Annotated in this window: 12 protein-coding genes and 1 pseudogene; 5 read left to right on the top strand and 8 right to left on the bottom strand. The window is 63.5% G+C overall.

Annotated elements, in window-relative coordinates; translation table 11 throughout:
- Window positions 1-58 precede the first annotated feature (58 nt).
- Window positions 59-1,225, top strand: coding sequence for a pyridoxal phosphate-dependent aminotransferase (locus X739_RS144265; protein ID WP_023782180.1), 1,167 nt, complete (start codon window positions 59-61; stop codon window positions 1,223-1,225).
- A gap of 93 nt (window positions 1,226-1,318) precedes the next feature.
- Here the strand turns inward: X739_RS144265 and X739_RS1000000170670 are convergent.
- Window positions 1,319-2,905 (bottom strand): annotated as a pseudogene (locus X739_RS1000000170670) (aminotransferase class I/II-fold pyridoxal phosphate-dependent enzyme).
- A 279-nt stretch (window positions 2,906-3,184) separates the two neighbouring features.
- Here X739_RS1000000170670 and galE point away from each other — a divergent pair.
- The 3 genes from galE to X739_RS144285 all read left to right on the top strand — a co-directional run bounded on the left by galE (window position 3,185) and on the right by X739_RS144285 (window position 7,378).
- The gene (galE, locus tag X739_RS144275) at window positions 3,185-4,180 is read left to right on the top strand and encodes a UDP-glucose 4-epimerase GalE (protein ID WP_023770984.1); all 996 of its coding nucleotides are present in this window, start codon (window positions 3,185-3,187) and stop codon (window positions 4,178-4,180) included.
- Between the two features lie 119 nt (window positions 4,181-4,299).
- Window positions 4,300-5,550: a D-amino acid dehydrogenase gene (locus X739_RS144280; RefSeq protein WP_023795370.1), complete on the top strand. Its 1,251-nt coding sequence runs from the start codon at window positions 4,300-4,302 to the stop codon at window positions 5,548-5,550.
- Window position 5,551: 1 nt separating this feature from the next.
- Window positions 5,552-7,378 (top strand): alanine racemase, encoded by a 1,827-nt coding sequence (locus X739_RS144285; protein WP_023795369.1) that lies wholly within the window; start codon window positions 5,552-5,554, stop codon window positions 7,376-7,378.
- On the opposite strand, the gene X739_RS144290 is transcribed toward X739_RS144285, so the two are convergent.
- The 7 genes from X739_RS144290 to X739_RS144320 all read right to left on the bottom strand — a co-directional run bounded on the left by X739_RS144290 (window position 7,379) and on the right by X739_RS144320 (window position 14,518).
- Window positions 7,379-8,755: an FGGY-family carbohydrate kinase gene (locus X739_RS144290; RefSeq protein WP_023795368.1), complete on the bottom strand. Its 1,377-nt coding sequence runs from the start codon at window positions 8,753-8,755 to the stop codon at window positions 7,379-7,381.
- Window positions 8,752-9,069, bottom strand: coding sequence for an L-rhamnose mutarotase (gene rhaM, locus X739_RS144295; protein WP_023795367.1), 318 nt, complete (start codon window positions 9,067-9,069; stop codon window positions 8,752-8,754). The genes X739_RS144290 and rhaM overlap by 4 nt, the downstream gene beginning before the upstream one ends.
- Complete coding sequence (locus tag X739_RS144300) at window positions 9,069-10,070, bottom strand: ABC transporter permease (RefSeq protein WP_023795366.1); 1,002 nt, start codon at window positions 10,068-10,070, stop codon at window positions 9,069-9,071. The genes rhaM and X739_RS144300 overlap by 1 nt, the downstream gene beginning before the upstream one ends.
- Window positions 10,067-11,044 (bottom strand): ABC transporter permease, encoded by a 978-nt coding sequence (locus X739_RS144305; RefSeq protein WP_023770978.1) that lies wholly within the window; start codon window positions 11,042-11,044, stop codon window positions 10,067-10,069. Before X739_RS144305 ends, X739_RS144300 begins: the two co-directional genes overlap by 4 nt.
- A complete protein-coding gene (locus X739_RS144310; protein WP_023795365.1) occupies window positions 11,041-12,582 on the bottom strand; it encodes a sugar ABC transporter ATP-binding protein in 1,542 nt (513 codons plus the stop codon). Before X739_RS144310 ends, X739_RS144305 begins: the two co-directional genes overlap by 4 nt.
- 82 nt (window positions 12,583-12,664) lie before the next feature.
- Window positions 12,665-13,660: a rhamnose ABC transporter substrate-binding protein gene (gene rhaS / locus X739_RS144315; RefSeq protein WP_023782173.1), complete on the bottom strand. Its 996-nt coding sequence runs from the start codon at window positions 13,658-13,660 to the stop codon at window positions 12,665-12,667.
- A gap of 54 nt (window positions 13,661-13,714) precedes the next feature.
- Complete coding sequence (locus tag X739_RS144320; protein WP_023795364.1) at window positions 13,715-14,518, bottom strand: DeoR/GlpR family DNA-binding transcription regulator; 804 nt, start codon at window positions 14,516-14,518, stop codon at window positions 13,715-13,717.
- Between the two features lie 187 nt (window positions 14,519-14,705).
- On the opposite strand from X739_RS144320, the gene X739_RS144325 reads away from it, so the two are divergent.
- Window positions 14,706-16,808, top strand: coding sequence for a bifunctional rhamnulose-1-phosphate aldolase/short-chain dehydrogenase (locus tag X739_RS144325; protein ID WP_023795363.1), 2,103 nt, complete (start codon window positions 14,706-14,708; stop codon window positions 16,806-16,808).
- The last annotated feature ends 28 nt before the right edge of the window (window positions 16,809-16,836 follow it).

Genomic DNA, 16,836 nt, shown 5'->3' with positions numbered 1-16,836 from the left:
CTGTTTTCGCATCTGGTAAACAGCACCCACGAACGCCCCCGAGACAATGGACCTGCCCATGACCTTGATCCAGACCCTGCGCCCCGAGGCCCTGGCCGCGCCTGAAAGCGGGATCGTGGCCGTCGTCAATTATGGGAGATTGCGCGAAGGACTGATTCCGCTTTGGGCCGGCGAGGGCGACCTGCCGACGCCGTCCTTCATTACCGATGCGGCGTCGAAGGCGCTGGCCGGCGGCGAGACGTTCTACACTTGGCAGAGGGGCATTCCCGATCTCAGGCAGGCCCTGGCACGCTACTACGAAAGGCACTTCGCCAAGACCTTCGCCGAGGAGCAATTCATCGTCACCGGCTCCGGCATGCATGCCATCCAGCTGGCGCTCGACGCGCTGGCGGGACCCGGCGACGAAGTTATCTACCTGTCGCCGGCCTGGCCGAATTTCGACGCTGCCGCGGCAATCGCGGGTGCCGTGCCGGTGCCGGTCACACTCGACCATTCCGGAAATGGCTGGTCATGCGACGTCGAGAAGATCGCGGCGGCGGTCACACCGCGCACGAAGGCCTTGTTCATCAACACGCCGTCCAATCCGACCGGCTGGACCGCCGACCATGAGACCTTGCGGGCGATCCTCGATCTCGCCCGCGCCAAGGGCCTGTGGATCATCGCCGATGAGATCTATTCGCTGTTCCACTATGGTCACGGCCGCGCGCCGTCCTTCCTCGACATCGCGGAGGCGGAAGACCGCATCCTGTTCGTCAACAGTTTCTCCAAGAACTGGGCGATGACCGGCTGGCGCGTCGGCTGGATCAAGACGCATCCAAGCCTGCAGCAGGTGTTCGAGAACCTGATCCAGTATTCGAACTCGGGCGTCGCCCAGTTCATGCAGCGCGGCGCGGTCGCGGCGCTCGACGAGGGCGATGCTTTCGTCGCCGAACAGGTGGAGCGGGCGAGGCAAGCGCGCGATCTGGTCTGCGGTATTCTCGGCGAAACCGGTAAGGCGCGCTTCACCGTACCGCAGGGCGCCTTCTACCTGTTCTTCACCGTCGACGGCATAACGGACTCGCGGGCAGCCGCTTTCGAAATCGTCGACAAGGCCAATGTCGGCCTGGCGCCCGGCACCGCCTTCGGTCCCGGTGGCGAAGCGTTCCTGCGGCTGTGCTTCCACCGCCGCCTCGACCAGCTCGAGGATGCGGCAAACCGGCTGGCAAGGTGGATGAAGACTGTCTGAACGCTGACGAAGCCTGAATTGAAAGCCGCGTCCGCTGGCCGTCGGAGTGGAGTTTCAAACGGGCTTCAGCCGCCTGACTTCAGCCGCCTGACTTCAGCCGCCTGACTTGGGCACCAGCAGTGGAATGATGCGGTCGCTTTTGGCCACCGACGGCCGTCCCGCCGAACCGTAAGGGATACCGAGCGCGTCCCAGGTTTCGACCAGCGCGTCCTGCAGTTCGGCGANGAGCAGGCGGTCGCTCGCCATCTTGCAGAGTTCAGGATCGCCAACCAGCACCGGCACGATATGTGTCGGCGACTCCATCACCGGCAGACCGGCCGCCGACAGGATCTGCTTGGTTCGGCTCGCCTGCTGCTGCTGGGCGTCGCGCTCGGCCTGCGAGCGCTTCAGGTGGCGGATCGACGTGGTGGACGCGGCGGCGATCGCCGGCGGAAGCGCGGTGGTGAAGATGAAGCCCGGCGCATAGGAGCGCACCGCGTCGATGACGGCGCTGGTGCCGGTGATGTAACCGCCAAGCGTCCCGAACGCCTTGGCCAGCGTGCCTTCTATGATGTCGATGCGGTCGGCCAGGCCTTCGCGCTCGGTGATGCCGCCGCCACGCGGTCCATACATGCCGACGGCGTGGACCTCGTCGATATAGGTCAAGGCGTTGTAGCGTTCGGCAAGTTCGACNAGCGCGGTGGTGAAGATGAAGCCCGGCGCATAGGAGCGCACCGCGTCGATGACGGCGCTGGTGCCGGTGATGTAACCGCCAAGCGTCCCGAACGCCTTGGCCAGCGTCCCTTCTATGATGTCGATGCGGTCGGCCAGGCCTTCGCGCTCGGTGATGCCGCCGCCGCGCGGTCCATACATGCCGACGGCGTGGACCTCGTCGATATAGGTCAAGGCGTTGTAGCGTTCGGCAAGTTCGACGATCTCCTTGATCGGCGCGATATCGCCATCCATCGAATAGACGCTTTCGAAGACGATCAGCTTGGCGCGTTCGCGCCCCGCCGTCTGCAAAAGGCTTTCCAGATGCGCGACGTCATTGTGGGGGAAGATCTTTTTCTCGGCGCCCGAGCGTCGCACGCCTTCGATCATCGAGGCATGGTTCAGTTCGTCCGAGATGANGGAAGATCTTTTTCTCGGCGCCCGAGCGTCGCACGCCTTCGATCATCGAGGCATGGTTCAGTTCGTCCGAGATGATCAGGCAATTGGGCAAAAGCCGCGCGATGGTCGAGATCGAGGCTTCGTTGGAGACGAAACCGGAGGTGAAGACGAGTGCCGCCTCCTTGCCATGCAGGTCGGCAAGCTCATGCTCGAGCTCGACCAGCGGGTTGGACGTGCCGGAAATGTTGCGGGTGCCACCGGCGCCCGAACCCATCTTGCCGGCCGCGTTCTGGAATGCGGCGATCACGTCAGGATGCTGGCCCATGNCGTGCCGGAAATGTTGCGGGTGCCACCGGCGCCCGAACCCATCTTGCCGGCCGCGTTCTGGAATGCGGCGATCACGTCAGGATGCTGGCCCATGCCGAGATAGTCGTTGGAGCACCAGACGGTGATTTCCTCGGCGCGGCCGTTGGAACGCCAGATGGCGCGCGGAAACTTGCCCGCGATACGCTCCAGGTCGGCGAAGACGCGGTAGCGACGCTCGGCATGGAGCTGATCGATCGCTTCCTCGAAAAACCGCTGATAGTTCATGTCGACTTCCCAATTTTGCGCGGCATCATAATCATTGGCCTTTTGGCCGTCCACCGGGCCATTTTGGTCAAAATGCCACGCCCCGCACCTGTTTCTAACGTTGGCGGGTCGTGGCCTATTCCACTTCACGACACGCTCAGTCGATCACTTTTGTTTCCGCACGATGCCACATCAAGTGAACGCCGGTTACCTCTCGTTCTAATGGCCATCCGCCGGGCTTTCCAGTAAGGCGGTTGTTGAGACAGTTTCGGATAAATCTTGGGTAAGCGAGGACTTGGGATGACGGTTTTGGTGACAGGCGGCGCCGGCTATATCGGCAGCCATATGGTCTGGGAATTGCTGGATGCGGGCGAAAGCGTGGTCGTTCTCGACCGCCTTTCCACCGGCTTCGAATGGGCAGTGGCGCCAGAGGCAAAGCTGATTGTCGGCGATGTCGCCGACAAGGAATTGGTCGGCGGGATCATCCGGGACAATCATGTCGACGCCATCATCCATTTCGCCGGCTCCATCGTGGTGCCGGAATCGGTAGCCGATCCGCTCGCCTACTACGAGAACAACACCTCGAAGACTCGCACGTTGATCGAAACCGCGGTCCGCGAGGGCGTGCCGAATTTCATCTTCTCCTCGACAGCCGCCGTCTATGGCGGCGCCGGGCTGGAGCCGGTGCGCGAGGATGCGCGCCTGGCGCCGGAATCGCCCTATGGCCTGTCCAAGCTGATGAGCGAGTGGATGCTGCGCGACGCAGGCCTTGCGCACGACATCAGCTACACGGCGCTGCGCTATTTCAACGTCGCCGGCGCCGACCCGAAGGGCCGCACCGGCCAGTCCACTCCGGGCGCCACCCATCTGATCAAGGTCGCCTGCGAGACCGCGCTTGGCAAGCGACCCTTCATGCAGGTCTTCGGTACCGACTATCCGACGCCGGACGGCACCTGCATGCGCGACTATATCCACGTCAGCGATCTGGCCGCGGCGCATCGCCTGGCTTTGCAGCGACTGCGCGCCGGGGGCGCCAGCCTCGTCGCCAATTGCGGCTACAGCCATGGCTATTCGGTGCTCGAGGTGATCGAAAGCGTGCGGCGCGCCTTCGGCCATGATTTCGAGGTCAGGATGGGCGACCGGCGTCCCGGGGATGCCGCGGCGGTGGTTGCGAATTCCGATCTCGCCCGGTCCGAACTAGGCTGGACCCCGCAGCGCGACGATCTCGACCAGATCGTCAACGACGCGCTGGCCTGGGAACGCATCCTGACCAGCAAGAACTCCGCGCGGGGCTGAGCGCGCTTTCCCCAGGGGGCTCACAAGCCCAGGGCTCGCAAGGCGCGCGGCGAAGCGATATGCAAGTATTCGCGACACGGCGTGGAGGCGCGGTGCCGCGAAGAGGTTTGGGGGATGGCATGAAGATAACGGTGCTTGGAGCCGGCGTCGTCGGTACGGCGGCAGCCTACTATCTGGCCGCCGACGGCCACGAGGTCACCGTCATCGAGCGTCATGCCGCGCCGGCGCGAGGCACCAGCCAGTCGAACGCCGGGCTGGTGTCTCCAGGCGACGCCACCGCCTGGGCCTCGCCGGCTGCACTCAAGACGTTCCTGCGCGGGCTCTACAATCATGATCTCGGCATCAAGGTGCGGCTGCGCTTCGATCCCTATTTCCTCGCCTGGAGCCTGCGCTTCCTGCGCCAGTGCACGGTGGCCCGCCTGCGGGCCAACAGCCAGGTCAAGCTGCGGCTGGCGCTCTATTCGCGCGACTGCATCAACGCCATATCCGCCGATACCGGCATCCACTACGACGAGCGCAAGAAGGGCATTCTCTACTTCTTCCGCTCGCAGCACAGTCTCGACACCGGCACCGACAATTACCGCTACCTCGCCGAGCATGGCCTGCCGATCGAGATCGTCGGCCGCGACCGGCTGGTCGAGCTTGAACCAGGTCTAGCCGGGGTGAAGGAAAAGATCGCCGGCGGTGTCTACTCGCCGATCGACCAGACCGGTGATTCCCGACAGTTCGTGGAAAACCTCGCTGCCTATGCCGCCGAGAAGCTCGGCGTGAGATTCCTTTATGGGACGACGGTCGAGGGCCTCGACATCGAAGGCGACCGGGTGCGTGCCGTGATGACTTCGGCCGGACCGATCGCCGGCGATGCGGTGGTCATATCGATGGGGCCGGAGAGCGGCCTGCTCGGCCGGCGCTACGGTATCGACCTGCCGGTCTATCCGGTGAAGGGCTATACCGCGACGATTCCGCTGGAGGATGAGAGCAAAGGCCCGACCATGGGCGGCGCCGACGAGGATCAGCTGATGGCCTATTCGCGCCTCGGCAATCGATTGCGGTTGGCTTCGACCGCCGAATTCACCGGCTTCGACCGCACCCACAAGCCCAGCGACTTCGCCACCATGTTCAGGACCGGCAAGGACCTGTTCCCCGGTGCTTTCGACGAGAGGAAGGCCGAGCTATGGGCGGGTTTGCGGCCGATGATGCCGAATTCGGTGCCGGTCATCGGCCAGGCGAAACACAGTAACCTTTACCTCGACACCGGCCATGGCCATGTCGGCTGGACCATGGCGTGCGGCTCGGGAAAATTTCTAGCCGACATCGTCGCTGGCCGCAGGCCGGAGATCGACCCGCACGGGCTTGTCTACAGGGGATAAGATGTCGGGACCGCAAGTCGCCATCGACCTTGGCCGCATCGAGCGCAATGCCCGCACCATTGTGGACCGCTGTGCGCTTTCGGGCATCAAGGTTTTCGGCGTCACCAAGGGTACTTGCGGCATGCCGCAAGTGGCGCGCGCCATGCTGCGCGGCGGCGTCTCCGGGATCGCCGAGTCGCGTTTCGAAAACATCCGCCGGCTGCGCGACAGCGGTATCAGCGCGCCGATCATGCTGTTGCGCAGCCCGCCTATGGCGCGCGTCGAGGAGGTGGTGCGCACCGTCGACGTCAGCCTGCAGTCGGAACTGACGATCATCCGCGAGATCTCGCGTATCGCCGAGCGTATGGGCCGCGTCCACGACATCATGCTGATGATCGATCTCGGCGACCTCCGCGAAGGCATCTGGCCGAACGACCTCATCCCCACGGTCGAGCGGATTCTCGACATGAAGGGCGTGCGCATCGCCGGCATCGGCACCAATCTCGGTTGCTTCGGCGCCATCATGCCGACAGAGGAAAATCTCGGCCAGCTCGTCGCCCATGCCTACAAGACCGAGCGTCTGTCCGGCAAAAGCCTGGAGTTCATCTCCGGCGGCGCGTCGTCGTCCCTGCCGCTGCTGCTTGAAGGCAAATTGCCGGCCGGCATCAACAATTTGCGCGTCGGCGAAGCGATCCTGCAGGGCGGTGTCGAAACCTTCCGCGATGTGCCATGGGCGGAACTCGAACCCGATGCCTGCCGGCTGACCAGCGACGTCATCGAGGTCAAGCTTAAGCCGTCGCGGCCGATCGGCACCTCCGGTTACGACGCCTTCGGCAACCAGCCGATCTTTCTCGACCAAGGCGACAGGCTGCGCGCCATCGCCAATATCGGCCGCGAGGATGTGCTGGTCGAAGGGCTGATCCCGATCGCCATGGGGATAAGGGTGCTCGGAGCCTCCAGTGACCATCTGCTGCTCGATGTGCAGGATGCGGACCCGCCGCTCGCCGTTGGTGACCGCGTCGCCTTCCGCATGAGCTATGGCGCCATGCTGCTGGCGATGACCTCGGAATATGTCGAAAAGGCGCCTATGCACGATGTCGCGGATTTCTCCGGCCGCAAGATGGTGTCGATCTCGGCCGAAGCGGAAGCCGCTCGCATCCTCGCGCGCGAAGCAACTGGCGCCCGGTTGGAGGCGATGAATTTCGACGTCGTCGAACTGGCCGATATCGATCGGCCGCCCTCGGGCCTGATCCGGTTCTCCGCCGGCGCCGATCGTCGCATCGCGCACAAGGCGCTGACCGCAACGGCCCGCGCGACCCACTCCTTCGGCCTGATCTGGATCGATTCCATCGCCGCGCTGATGCCGGAGGACGAAGATGGCATCGACCTGCCGGAGGCGTCGGTACTGGCGCGCTCGCTTGGCCTCGACCACAAGGCCGGCGCGCTGCAGCCGCAGCTGTCGCCGGAAAACGTCGTAATCATCGGGCTGCGCCATGCCGACCCGGCGGAAGTGCGGGTTCTGAAGGATTCGCGCGTCTCGGCCTTCACGATGACCGATATCGACGCCATGGGCATGCGCGACCTGATGCACGAGGCAATCCGCATCGCCACCTCGGGCACGCAAGGGTTTCATGTCAGCTATTCGCCCACGGCGACCGAATTCGCCGGCTGGGCGGCTGGCTCCGGCGGCCTCACCGTGCGCGAGACGCATCAGGCGATGGAGGCGATCGCACTTTCCGGCGGGCTGCTGTCGATGGATGTCTCCGGCCTGAGTACCGATCTGGAGCCCAGGATCGGTAGCGACGCGGTCAACTTCGTCATGTCCGCCTTTGGCAAGCGGATTCTCTGATCAGCCAATAGCCTCGACGGCCGCCCGCCACGAGATGATATACTCCGCCCAGGCCGGATCGGCCGGCCGCTCCTGTGTTTGACCTTTGCCATGCGCCGCGCGCTGGTTGGATGCCAGCAGGGCAGCCCCGATGCTGGTGCCGGTAGCGGCCTCCGATGCGATGACCGCGCGGCCAGTGCCCGCGGCAAGCATCCGCGTGAACAATTGATTGCGCGCGAAAGGCCCCTCGACGGTCGTCGGGCCATCGCCGCCGACGAGGTCGAGGCAGGTCGCCGTCATCAGCGCCAGATAGAAGGAGATGGCGGCAAAGCGTTGGCCGGGAGGGATCGCCTCGCCCTTGCGCCAGGCGGTGGTGTGATGCGGAAACGGCCCCGAGCCTTGCTGGATCGAAGGCAAAAGCAAAGTCTTGCGCGCCAGCACCGCGGTGACATCGCTGTCGCTCCAGCTCTGCGCCGAGCCTTCGGTCAGCAGCGAGAATTCGCGGCCGCCCATGAACCGCGCGGAGGGCACGGGGTCGCCGAGCGCATTGACATTGACCAGCGTATCCCTTGCCGGATCGAGCGCCACCGTCTTGCCGCCGACCGCCATTGACACCACCCAGGTGCCGGTCGAGACCACGCAGAAGGGCGGCGCGTCTGACAGGAGATGCGGCAGCAGCGAGGCGTTGGAATCGTGCAGGCCGCAAAAGACCGGGGTTTGTGGATCGAGCCCGGTCCGCTGCGCAAGCGCGGGCAGGATCGAGCCAAGACGATCGCTGGCCGGCCGCACGGGAGCCATCAGCTCGCGCCAGCCCAGGCGATCGACCAGCGCCGAAAAATCCCCCGTCCAGGGGTTCCACATATCGGTGTGGCAGCCGAGCGAGGTGACCTCGTTGGCGGCGACGCCGGTCAGGCGCAGCGCCCAGTATTGCGGGTACATCAGCATCGCGGCGGCCCGGGCGAACTCCGTCGGGAAACTTTGCTGCTGCCAGAAGAATTGCGCGCCAAGATTGAGGCCGAGCGGCAGGCGCGGCGAGCCGGTCTCGGAGAAGGGCGGGCGGATCGCGTCATAGCCGGCCGCGAGCTCATCGGGCCCACCGTATTCATAGTCGAGGACAGGCAGCACCAGCTCGCTCCTGGCATCGACCACCACGCCGGTTGCGCCATGCGTGGTGATCGAGATAGCGTCGATGCGCTGTTCGCGATTGAGGTCGGCAAGGCTGTCGAGGATAAACGCCCAAAGCGCGTCGACATCGTGATGCGGGTAGGGCGCTTGTCGCGCCGGCGAGTTCGCCACCCGGCGCAGCGTCACCTCGCTCAATGTGGCGAGATCGACCAGCGCCACCTTGGCGTTGGTCTTGCCGATGTCGATGACGGCGATGTGGCGGACCGCGCTCATTCCATATGGAACATTATTTCCAGCGGCACCGCCACCGGCTCGTTATCCGGTTTCGTCTCCATGATGTCGGCCATTTCAGCCCACCAGCGCTGCATCACCGGATGCTTCGGCAGATCGTCCATGCCGTGGCCATCGCGCCGCCACAGCACGGCGAACAGGATGTTCGTCTCCTCGTCCAGATGGATGGAGTAGTCGGAGACGCCGGCCTGCTTCAGCAACGCGACCAGCGACGGCCAGATTTCATCGTGGCGCTTTTTGTACTCGGCCTTCATGCCGGGTTTGAGCATCATCTTGAATGCGTATTTCTCGGGCATCAGGCCAGGCGTCCCCCGCGCAGCCGCCGCCAGACGATCGGCAGCGCGATGACGATGATCAGCAGCAGGCCGATGAAGATCGACATGACGATGCCGGGCACGTTGAGCAGGCCGAGCCCGAAGGTCACCAGCCCCATGATCAGGGCGGCAAGCACCACGCCGAGGATGCTGCCGGCGCCGCCGAGGATGCTGACGCCGCCGAGCACCACCATGGTGATGACCTCCAGCTCATAGCCCTGTGCGATCGACGGACGCGTCGAGCCGAGCCGCGACGTGATCAGCACCGAGGCGATGCCCGACATCAGGCCGGTCAGGCAAAACAGGATGAATTTTATGCGGCCGACGCGCACGCCGGAAAACTGCGCCGCGACCGGATTGTTGCCGATCGCGAAGACCCGGCGGCCGAAATTCGTGCGGTGCAGCAGGAACCAGTAGACAACCGCGGCGATGAGGAAGAGCACCAGTTCGAACGACACCACCCACCAGACATAACCCTGGCCGAAGAACGCGAAGCTTTCGGGATAGCCCTTGTAGGCCTGGTCACCGAGAATGATGAAGGCGATGCCGCGAAACAGGCTCATCGTGCCGATGGTGACGACGATGGACGGCAGGCCGAGCCGCGTGACCAGCAGTCCGTTGAAGGCGCCGCAGCCGAGCCCGACGACGACGCCGATCAGGACAAGCCCCGGCGTGCCGGCGCCGGCCTGCACCGCCATGCCCATCATGGTCGAGGCGAGCGCGATGATGGCGGCCACCGACAGGTCGATCTCGCCTGAAATAATCAGCAGCGCCATGGCGAACGCGATCAGGCCCTTCTCGGTGAAATTGAAGGTGAGATCCGACAGCGAATACGGGTCGAGGAAATAGGGTGAGGCGAAACTGTTGATGGCAAAGATGGCGATGGCCACCACGACCAGCAGCGCTTCCCAGGAAAAGATCGCCGAAGAGAGCGGTTTGTCGAGCCGGTCGGGAATGTGGCGAGGGGCAGGGACGTCGGTCATGCCGCTTCAACTTTCTTGAGGATGATGCGGCCCTGCTGGCGTTCGCCGCGCGCGTTGAGCACGACCGCCAGGATGATGGCGCTGCCCGAAATCGCCATCTGCCAGAAGGGCGAGATGTTGATGACCGGCAAAGCGTTGGAGATGATGCCGAGGAACAGCGCGCCGAGCACGGCGCCGCCGACCGAGCCGATGCCGCCGGCGATCGAGATGCCGCCGATGACGCAGGCGGCGATGATGTTCAACTCATAGCCGTTGGCGACCTCGACCGAGGCGATCACATAGCGCGAGATCCAGAGATAACCGCAGAGGCCACCGATCATCCCGGAGATGCAGAAGACGATGAATTTGGTCCGCCCGACATCGATGCCGGTGTAGACGGACGCCGTCGGATTGACGCCGATGGCATGGATCGAGCGGCCGAGCGCGGTGCGCGTCATCAGCACGAAGAACAGCGCGATCACCAGGATGGCGATCCAGGACAGAACCGGAATGCCGAGGAAAGCTGCGCGCTGGAAGCCGATGAAATCCGCACTCATCTTATCGGCATTGACCCAGGCGCCACCGGACAGGACGAAAGTGGCGCCGCGATAGATGGTGAGCGTGCCCAGCGTCACCACGATCGAGGGTATGTTCAGACGCCACACCAGCAGGCCGTTGATAGCGCCGAGCATCAGCCCCACTGCAAGCGCGATGACGATCAGCAGCGGGATCGGGATCGCCGGATGGGCGGCGTTCAGCATCGCCACCACCATTCCGGTGAAACAGAGGTTCGACGCCATCGACAGGTCGATCGAGCGCGTCAGGATGACGACCATCTGGCCGAGCGCCAGGATCATCAGGATCGAGGTGTCGTTGAACACCTGGCGCAGATTGCCGAGGTCGGCAAAGGCGGGGTAGCGCGTCGAGATCAGCCCGATCAAGACGACGATGGCCGCGAGCAGCCAGATTTCGCGGTATTTCAGGAAAGCTTTCATGCCGCGATCCCTGCTGCTGTCCTGACCAGCGTCTCGGCATCCAGTCCCTCGTTGGCGTAGACCGCCGCGACAAGGCCCTCGCGCATGACGACGACGCGATCGGACATGCCGAGAATTTCAGGCAGTTCGGACGACACCATGATCACCGACAGGCCCTGCGCCACCAGTTCGGCCATAAAGCCGTGCACGGCGGCCTTGGAGCCGATGTCGATGCCCTTGGTCGGTTCATCAAGGATGATCACCTTGGGCGTCGTCGCCAGCCATTTGGCGATGACCACCTTCTGCTGGTTGCCGCCAGATAGCGTGCCGACATCCTGGCTGAGCGAGGAGGCCCTGAGGTCGAGCCGTTCCGTGTAGGAGCGGGCCAGCGAAAATTCCTCCGCCAGCCGCAGCATGCCTGATTTCGAGGTGCGGGCGAGCGATGGCAGCGAAACATTCTGGAAGATCGGCAGGCCGATAACCACACCCTGCTTGCCGCGTTCTTCCGGGACGTAGACGATGCCGGCCTCGATCGAATCCGCGGCCGATTTCGGGGCGATCGTCTTGCCATCCAGCATGATCGTGCCGCCGCTTATGCGGGTAATGCCAGAAATCGCCTGCATCACCTCGCTGCGCCCCGCGCCCACCAGGCCATAGAAGCCGAGAATCTCGCCCTTGTGCAGTTCGAAGCCGATATCCCTGAACTCGGTCGGATGTGACAGGCCGGAAACGGAAAGCATCGGCGCGCCGATCTCGGCCTTGCGCCGCGGAAAGATGTGGTCGACCGAACGGCCGACCATCATGCGCACGATCTGGCTCTGGCCGGCATCCCTGATCAGGCCTTCGCCGACCATCTCGCCGTCGCGGAACACCGTGTAGCGGTCGGCAATGCGATAGATCTCGTCGAACTTGTGGCTGATGAACAGGATCGCCTTGCCCTGCTCCTTGAGGAATTCGATCAAAAGGAAAAGCTCCTCGATCTCTTTCATCGAAAGGGCTGCGGTCGGCTCGTCCATGATGACTATCTGGGAGTCGATCGACATGGCGCGCGCGACGGCGACGAGATGCTTGTTGGCGATGCCGAGATCCCTGAGCCTCGCATCGGCATCGATATGGCCGGCATGCATGGTGTCGAGCACTTCGCGCGCATTCTTGCGCATCGTGCGCCAGTCGATGGTGCCGAGGCGCGTTCGCGGCGCATGGCCGAGAAAGATGTTTTCGGCGACGCTGAGATCGTCGAACAGCACGGTTTCCTGATGGATGGCGGTCACGCCGTGGCCAAAGGCGGCGTGCGCGCTGGGCAGCGCGACGGCTTGGCCGTCGATGCTGATCGTGCCCGCATCGGGCTGGTAGATGCCGGTCATGATCTTGACCAGCGTCGACTTGCCGGCGCCGTTCTCGCCGATCAGCGCCGTCACCTGGCCGGGATAGAGCGACAGGCTGACATTGTGCAGGGCACGGACACCGGGAAAGCTCTTGGAGATGCCGGACAGCGCCAGGCGCGGAGCGGAGGCCGGAAGCCGCTCGTCGGTCTCGCTATGTCGGGCCGTCGTGTCCATATCCGTGTCAAGCCCTGAAACTAGGTCCGTTTGAAGTCGCGGCGGGATGTGAGTCCCGCCGCGCCAGCTTGAAAGCCAGAGATCAATAGATCTTGGAGAACTTCTCGATGTTGCTCTTGTCGAACTGGAAGGGCGGAGCCATCGCGGCCGAGTTGGTGTCGTCGAGCGTGACCTTGCCGACGCGGCCGATCGACAGCGTCGCACCCGGCTTGGCCTCTTCCTTTTTCACCGCCAGGTCATGGGCGAGGTAGACGGCGGAGTAGCCGAGGTCGATCGGGTTCCACAGCGCAACCGCCTGGCTGGCGCCGTTGTCGATGAACTTCTTGAACTCCGATGGCAGCGCCAGACCGGTGACGTTGACCTTGCCGATCAGGTTCTCGTCGGTGACGACCTGGGCGGCGGCGACGACGCCGACGGTGGTCGGCGCGATGATCGCCTTGAGGTTCGGATAGGATTTCAGCAGGCCCTTGGCCTCGTCGGTGCTCTTGGCCGAGTCGTCATCGCCATAGACGGTGGCGACCAGCTTGATCTTGGGGAACTTCGCCGGCAGCACCTTCTTGGCCGCTTCGATCCAGGAATTCTGGTTGGTCGCGGTCGAGGAAGCCGACAGGATAGCGACATCGCCGCCTTCCGGCAGATAGTCGGCGGCAAGCTTGATAATGGTCTCGCCGATCAGGCCGGTGTCGGACGGGTTGAGGTGAAGCTGGCGGCCTTCCTTGGCGACGCCCGAATCCCAGGAGATGACGGTGATGCCGCGCTCCATGGCCTTCTTCAGCACCGGCACCAACGCGTCGGCGTCATTGGCGGAAATCGCGATGGCGTTGACCTTCTGCGCGATCAGCGAATTAACCACTTCGATCTGCGCCTCGGCGGTCGCCTTGGTCGGGCCGGTGTAGATGATATCGACGTCGCCGAGTTCCTTGGCCGCCTCTTGCGCGCCCTTGTTGGCGGCATCGAAGAAGCCGTTGCCGAGCGACTTCACCACGAGCGCGATCTTGACGTTTTCCGCATAGGCGGCATTCACGAACATGGCGGCCGAGAAAGCCGCGGTCACCATCAATTTCTTCAAGAAGCTCATCGAATTTCCTCCCTTGAGTGTTGCATTCCATCGCCGCTGCGGCGTGAGGGTGTCTCAGGCCTGCAGTGAAGATTCTTCCTTTGTCGACTTGCGGGCGACGATCAGCGTCACCCCCGCGGTTTCCAGCATCTTGGCTTCGCGGTCCTCGATGCCATCGTCCGTGATGACGATGGCGATGCGTGAAAGACCGCACAGGATCAGGCTGGAGCGTTTGCGGAATTTCGAGGAATCGACCAGCACCACCAACTCGTCGGCCTGGTCGATCAGCTTCTGCTCCGCCTGAATCAGAAGTGGATCGCCTTCCATCAGGCCGAGAGGCCCCAGTCCTTGAGCGCCCATGAACATGCGGCGTGCGTAGAAATTGCGCGTCACGTCATTGTCGAAGGGCGACAGGATGATGTTCTGCTCGCGATAGATGGTGCCGCCCGACAGCATGACCGTATTCTTGGAGTGCTTGAGCAGGTGCTCGGCGATAGGGAACGAATTGGTGAAGATCGGCATGCGGAGGCCGGCCAGGAAATGCACCATCTGGAAGGTGGTGGTGCCGCCATTGATGATGATCGGCTCGCCATCCTTGCACAACTCGACTGCTTCACGAGCGATCGCCCGCTTCTGCGCCGCGTTGAGCGTTTCGTTGACGGAAAAGGGCCGGCCGGCCAGCCCGATGAACTGCGGCGGCGATATTGCTTCAGCGCCGCCGCGCACCCGGCGCAGGCGCTTTTGGACATGGAGAGCCGCGATGTCGCGCCGGATCGTCGCCTCGGACGATTCCGTCAGGTCGACCATTTCCTGCACCGTCACCACAGGTTTTTCCTGGACGGCGGACAAAATGATCCTGTGGCGCTCTTTTTCGTGCATGGTTCCTCCCTGCCTAAGCATCTAGGCACCCAAACCGAGCAGTGTCAATCATTTCCGATCATATAATTTCATTGTGCAGTGCAATATGATTGATATTGATCGTTTGTGATTGACAAGCTCGCCTCTTGCGTAGACATTCCCGAGCGAAAAAGGAGCGCATGGTGCGCGCTCCAAGGGAGGATTACCTATGCTCGACAAGCGCTCCGGCTCGCGCCTCGCCAATCTGTGGGACGATGCGAAAGCCAAGGGGATGAGTGAGCCCGAGCTGCTGGTCTATCGCTCGAACACGCTCGGCTCCGACAAGCGCGTCACCAATTATGGCGGCGGCAATACCTCCTCGAAGATATGGCAGAAGGATCCGCTCACCGGCCAAGATGTCGAAGTGCTGTGGGTGAAGGGCTCGGGCGGCGACAGCGCCTCGATCAAGCTTGACGGCTTCGCAACGCTCTACATGGACAAGCTGCGGGCGCTGAAGGGGCTTTATCGCGGCGCCGAGCACGAGGACGAGATGGTGGGCTGTCTTCCCCACTGCACCTTCAACCTCAATCCGCGCGCGGCCTCGATCGACACGCCGCTGCACGCCTATGTGCCGAAGCCTTTTGTCGACCACATGCATCCCGATGCCATCATCGCCATCGCCGCCGCGAAGGATTCCAGGGCTCTGACCAAGGAGATATTCGGCGATGTCATCGGCTCGTTGCCATGGAAGCGGCCGGGCTTCGAACTCGGCCTGTGGCTGGAGAAATTCTGCCTCGAACACCCCACCGCCAAGGGCGTCATCCTCGAAAGCCACGGCCTTTTCACCTGGGGCGATACGCCGAAGGAATGCTATGAAACGACGATTTCGGTGATCAACCAGGCCATTGAGTGGTTCGAGCGCCGCTCCGAAGGCGTGGCGATCTTCGGTGGCGAGGTGGTGAAGTCGATGGACGCCGCCGATCGCCGCGCCATTGCCGCCAAGCTGATGCCCAGGATTCGCGGCCTGATCTCGGAAAAGAGCCACAAGCTTGGCCACTTCGATGACTCGCCCGCCGTGCTCGAATTCGTCAACTCCAGGAATTTGCGCTCGCTGGCCGCCCTCGGCACCTCGTGCCCGGACCACTTCCTGCGCACCAAGATCCGCCCGCTGGTGATCGAATTCGATCCCGCAAAACCGGATGTCGACGCCGTCATCGCGCGCCTCGCCGACGACATTGCCGAATATCGTGTCGGCTACCAGGCCTATTACGATAGCTGCAAGCATGCGGATTCGCCTGCCATCCGCGACCCCAACGCGGTGGTCTATCTGATGCCCGGCGTCGGCATGTTCACCTTCGCCGGCGACAAGGCGACAGCGCGCATCTCGGGCGAGTTCTACGTCAACGCCATCAACGTCATGCGCGGCGCCTCCACTGTCTCGTCCTATGTTGGCCTGCCAGCGCAGGAGGCTTTTGACATCGAGTATTGGCTGCTCGAGGATTTGAAGCTGCAGCGCATGCCGAAGCCGAAGTCTCTCGCCGGCCAGATCGCGCTGGTCACCGGCGGCGCCGGGGGCATCGGCCGCGCCACGGCCAACCGCCTGCTGCGCGAGGGCGCCTGCGTCGTGCTGGCCGATATCGACGAGGCGGCACTCGCCGGCGCCAACGAGGAACTGGCAAATGCCTATGGCAGGGATTTCGTCCGCCCGGTTCTCATCAACGTCACCTCGGAGGACCAGGTCGTCGCCGGCTTCGCCGAGACGGCCGTCGAGTTCGGCGGCATCGACATTCTGGTCTCGAATGCCGGCTTGGCATCGTCGGCGCCGATCGAGGAGACGACCCTGGCGCTGTGGAACAAGAACATGGACATCCTCTCCACCGGCTATTTCCTGGTCTCCAGGGAAGCATTTCGGCTGTTCCGGGTACAGAAGATCGGCGGCAACGTCGTCTTTGTCGCCTCCAAGAACGGTCTGGCGGCATCGCCCAACGCCGCCGCCTATTGCACCGCCAAGGCGGCCGAGATTCATCTCGCCCGCTGCCTCGCGCTGGAGGGCGCGGAAGCCCAGATCAGGGTCAATGTCGTCAACCCGGATGCGGTGCTGCGCGGCTCGAAGATCTGGACCGGCGAGTGGAAGGAACAGCGTGCCGCCGCCTACAAGATGTCGACCGACGATCTGGAAGAGCACTACCGCTCGCGTTCGCTGCTGAAGCGCTCCGTCTTCCCGGAAGACATCGCCGAGGCGATCTATTTCCTCGCCTCCGACATGTCGGCCAAGTCGACAGGCAACATCATCAACGTCGACGCCGGCAATGCGCAGAGCTTCACGCGCTAGCCTTCCTTCTCCCCGTCCACGGGAGAAG

The sequence above is a fragment of the Mesorhizobium sp. LNHC209A00 genome, assembly GCF_000502915.1.
Classification (GTDB): Bacteria; Pseudomonadota; Alphaproteobacteria; order Rhizobiales; family Rhizobiaceae; genus Mesorhizobium.
Note: the sequence above shows the minus strand (reverse complement) of the source record. Positions and strands in the feature narration are given on the sequence as shown.

Bases quoted from the DNA above. Each gene is read 5' to 3' on its own strand.
- X739_RS144305 (WP_023770978.1), bottom strand. From the start codon at position 11,044: ATGAAAGCTTTCCTGAAATACCGCGAAATCTGGCTGCTCGCGGCCATC.
- X739_RS144285 (WP_023795369.1), top strand. From the start codon at position 5,552: ATGTCGGGACCGCAAGTCGCCATCGACCTTGGCCGCATCGAGCGCAAT.
- X739_RS144320 (WP_023795364.1), bottom strand. From the start codon at position 14,518: ATGCACGAAAAAGAGCGCCACAGGATCATTTTGTCCGCCGTCCAGGAA.
- X739_RS144325 (WP_023795363.1), top strand. From the start codon at position 14,706: ATGCTCGACAAGCGCTCCGGCTCGCGCCTCGCCAATCTGTGGGACGAT.
- X739_RS144265 (WP_023782180.1), top strand. From the start codon at position 59: ATGACCTTGATCCAGACCCTGCGCCCCGAGGCCCTGGCCGCGCCTGAA.
- rhaS (WP_023782173.1), bottom strand. From the start codon at position 13,660: ATGAGCTTCTTGAAGAAATTGATGGTGACCGCGGCTTTCTCGGCCGCC.
- rhaM (WP_023795367.1), bottom strand. From the start codon at position 9,069: ATGCCCGAGAAATACGCATTCAAGATGATGCTCAAACCCGGCATGAAG.
- X739_RS144290 (WP_023795368.1), bottom strand. From the start codon at position 8,755: ATGAGCGCGGTCCGCCACATCGCCGTCATCGACATCGGCAAGACCAAC.
- X739_RS144310 (WP_023795365.1), bottom strand. From the start codon at position 12,582: ATGGACACGACGGCCCGACATAGCGAGACCGACGAGCGGCTTCCGGCC.
- X739_RS144300 (WP_023795366.1), bottom strand. From the start codon at position 10,070: ATGACCGACGTCCCTGCCCCTCGCCACATTCCCGACCGGCTCGACAAA.
- X739_RS144280 (WP_023795370.1), top strand. From the start codon at position 4,300: ATGAAGATAACGGTGCTTGGAGCCGGCGTCGTCGGTACGGCGGCAGCC.
- galE (WP_023770984.1), top strand. From the start codon at position 3,185: ATGACGGTTTTGGTGACAGGCGGCGCCGGCTATATCGGCAGCCATATG.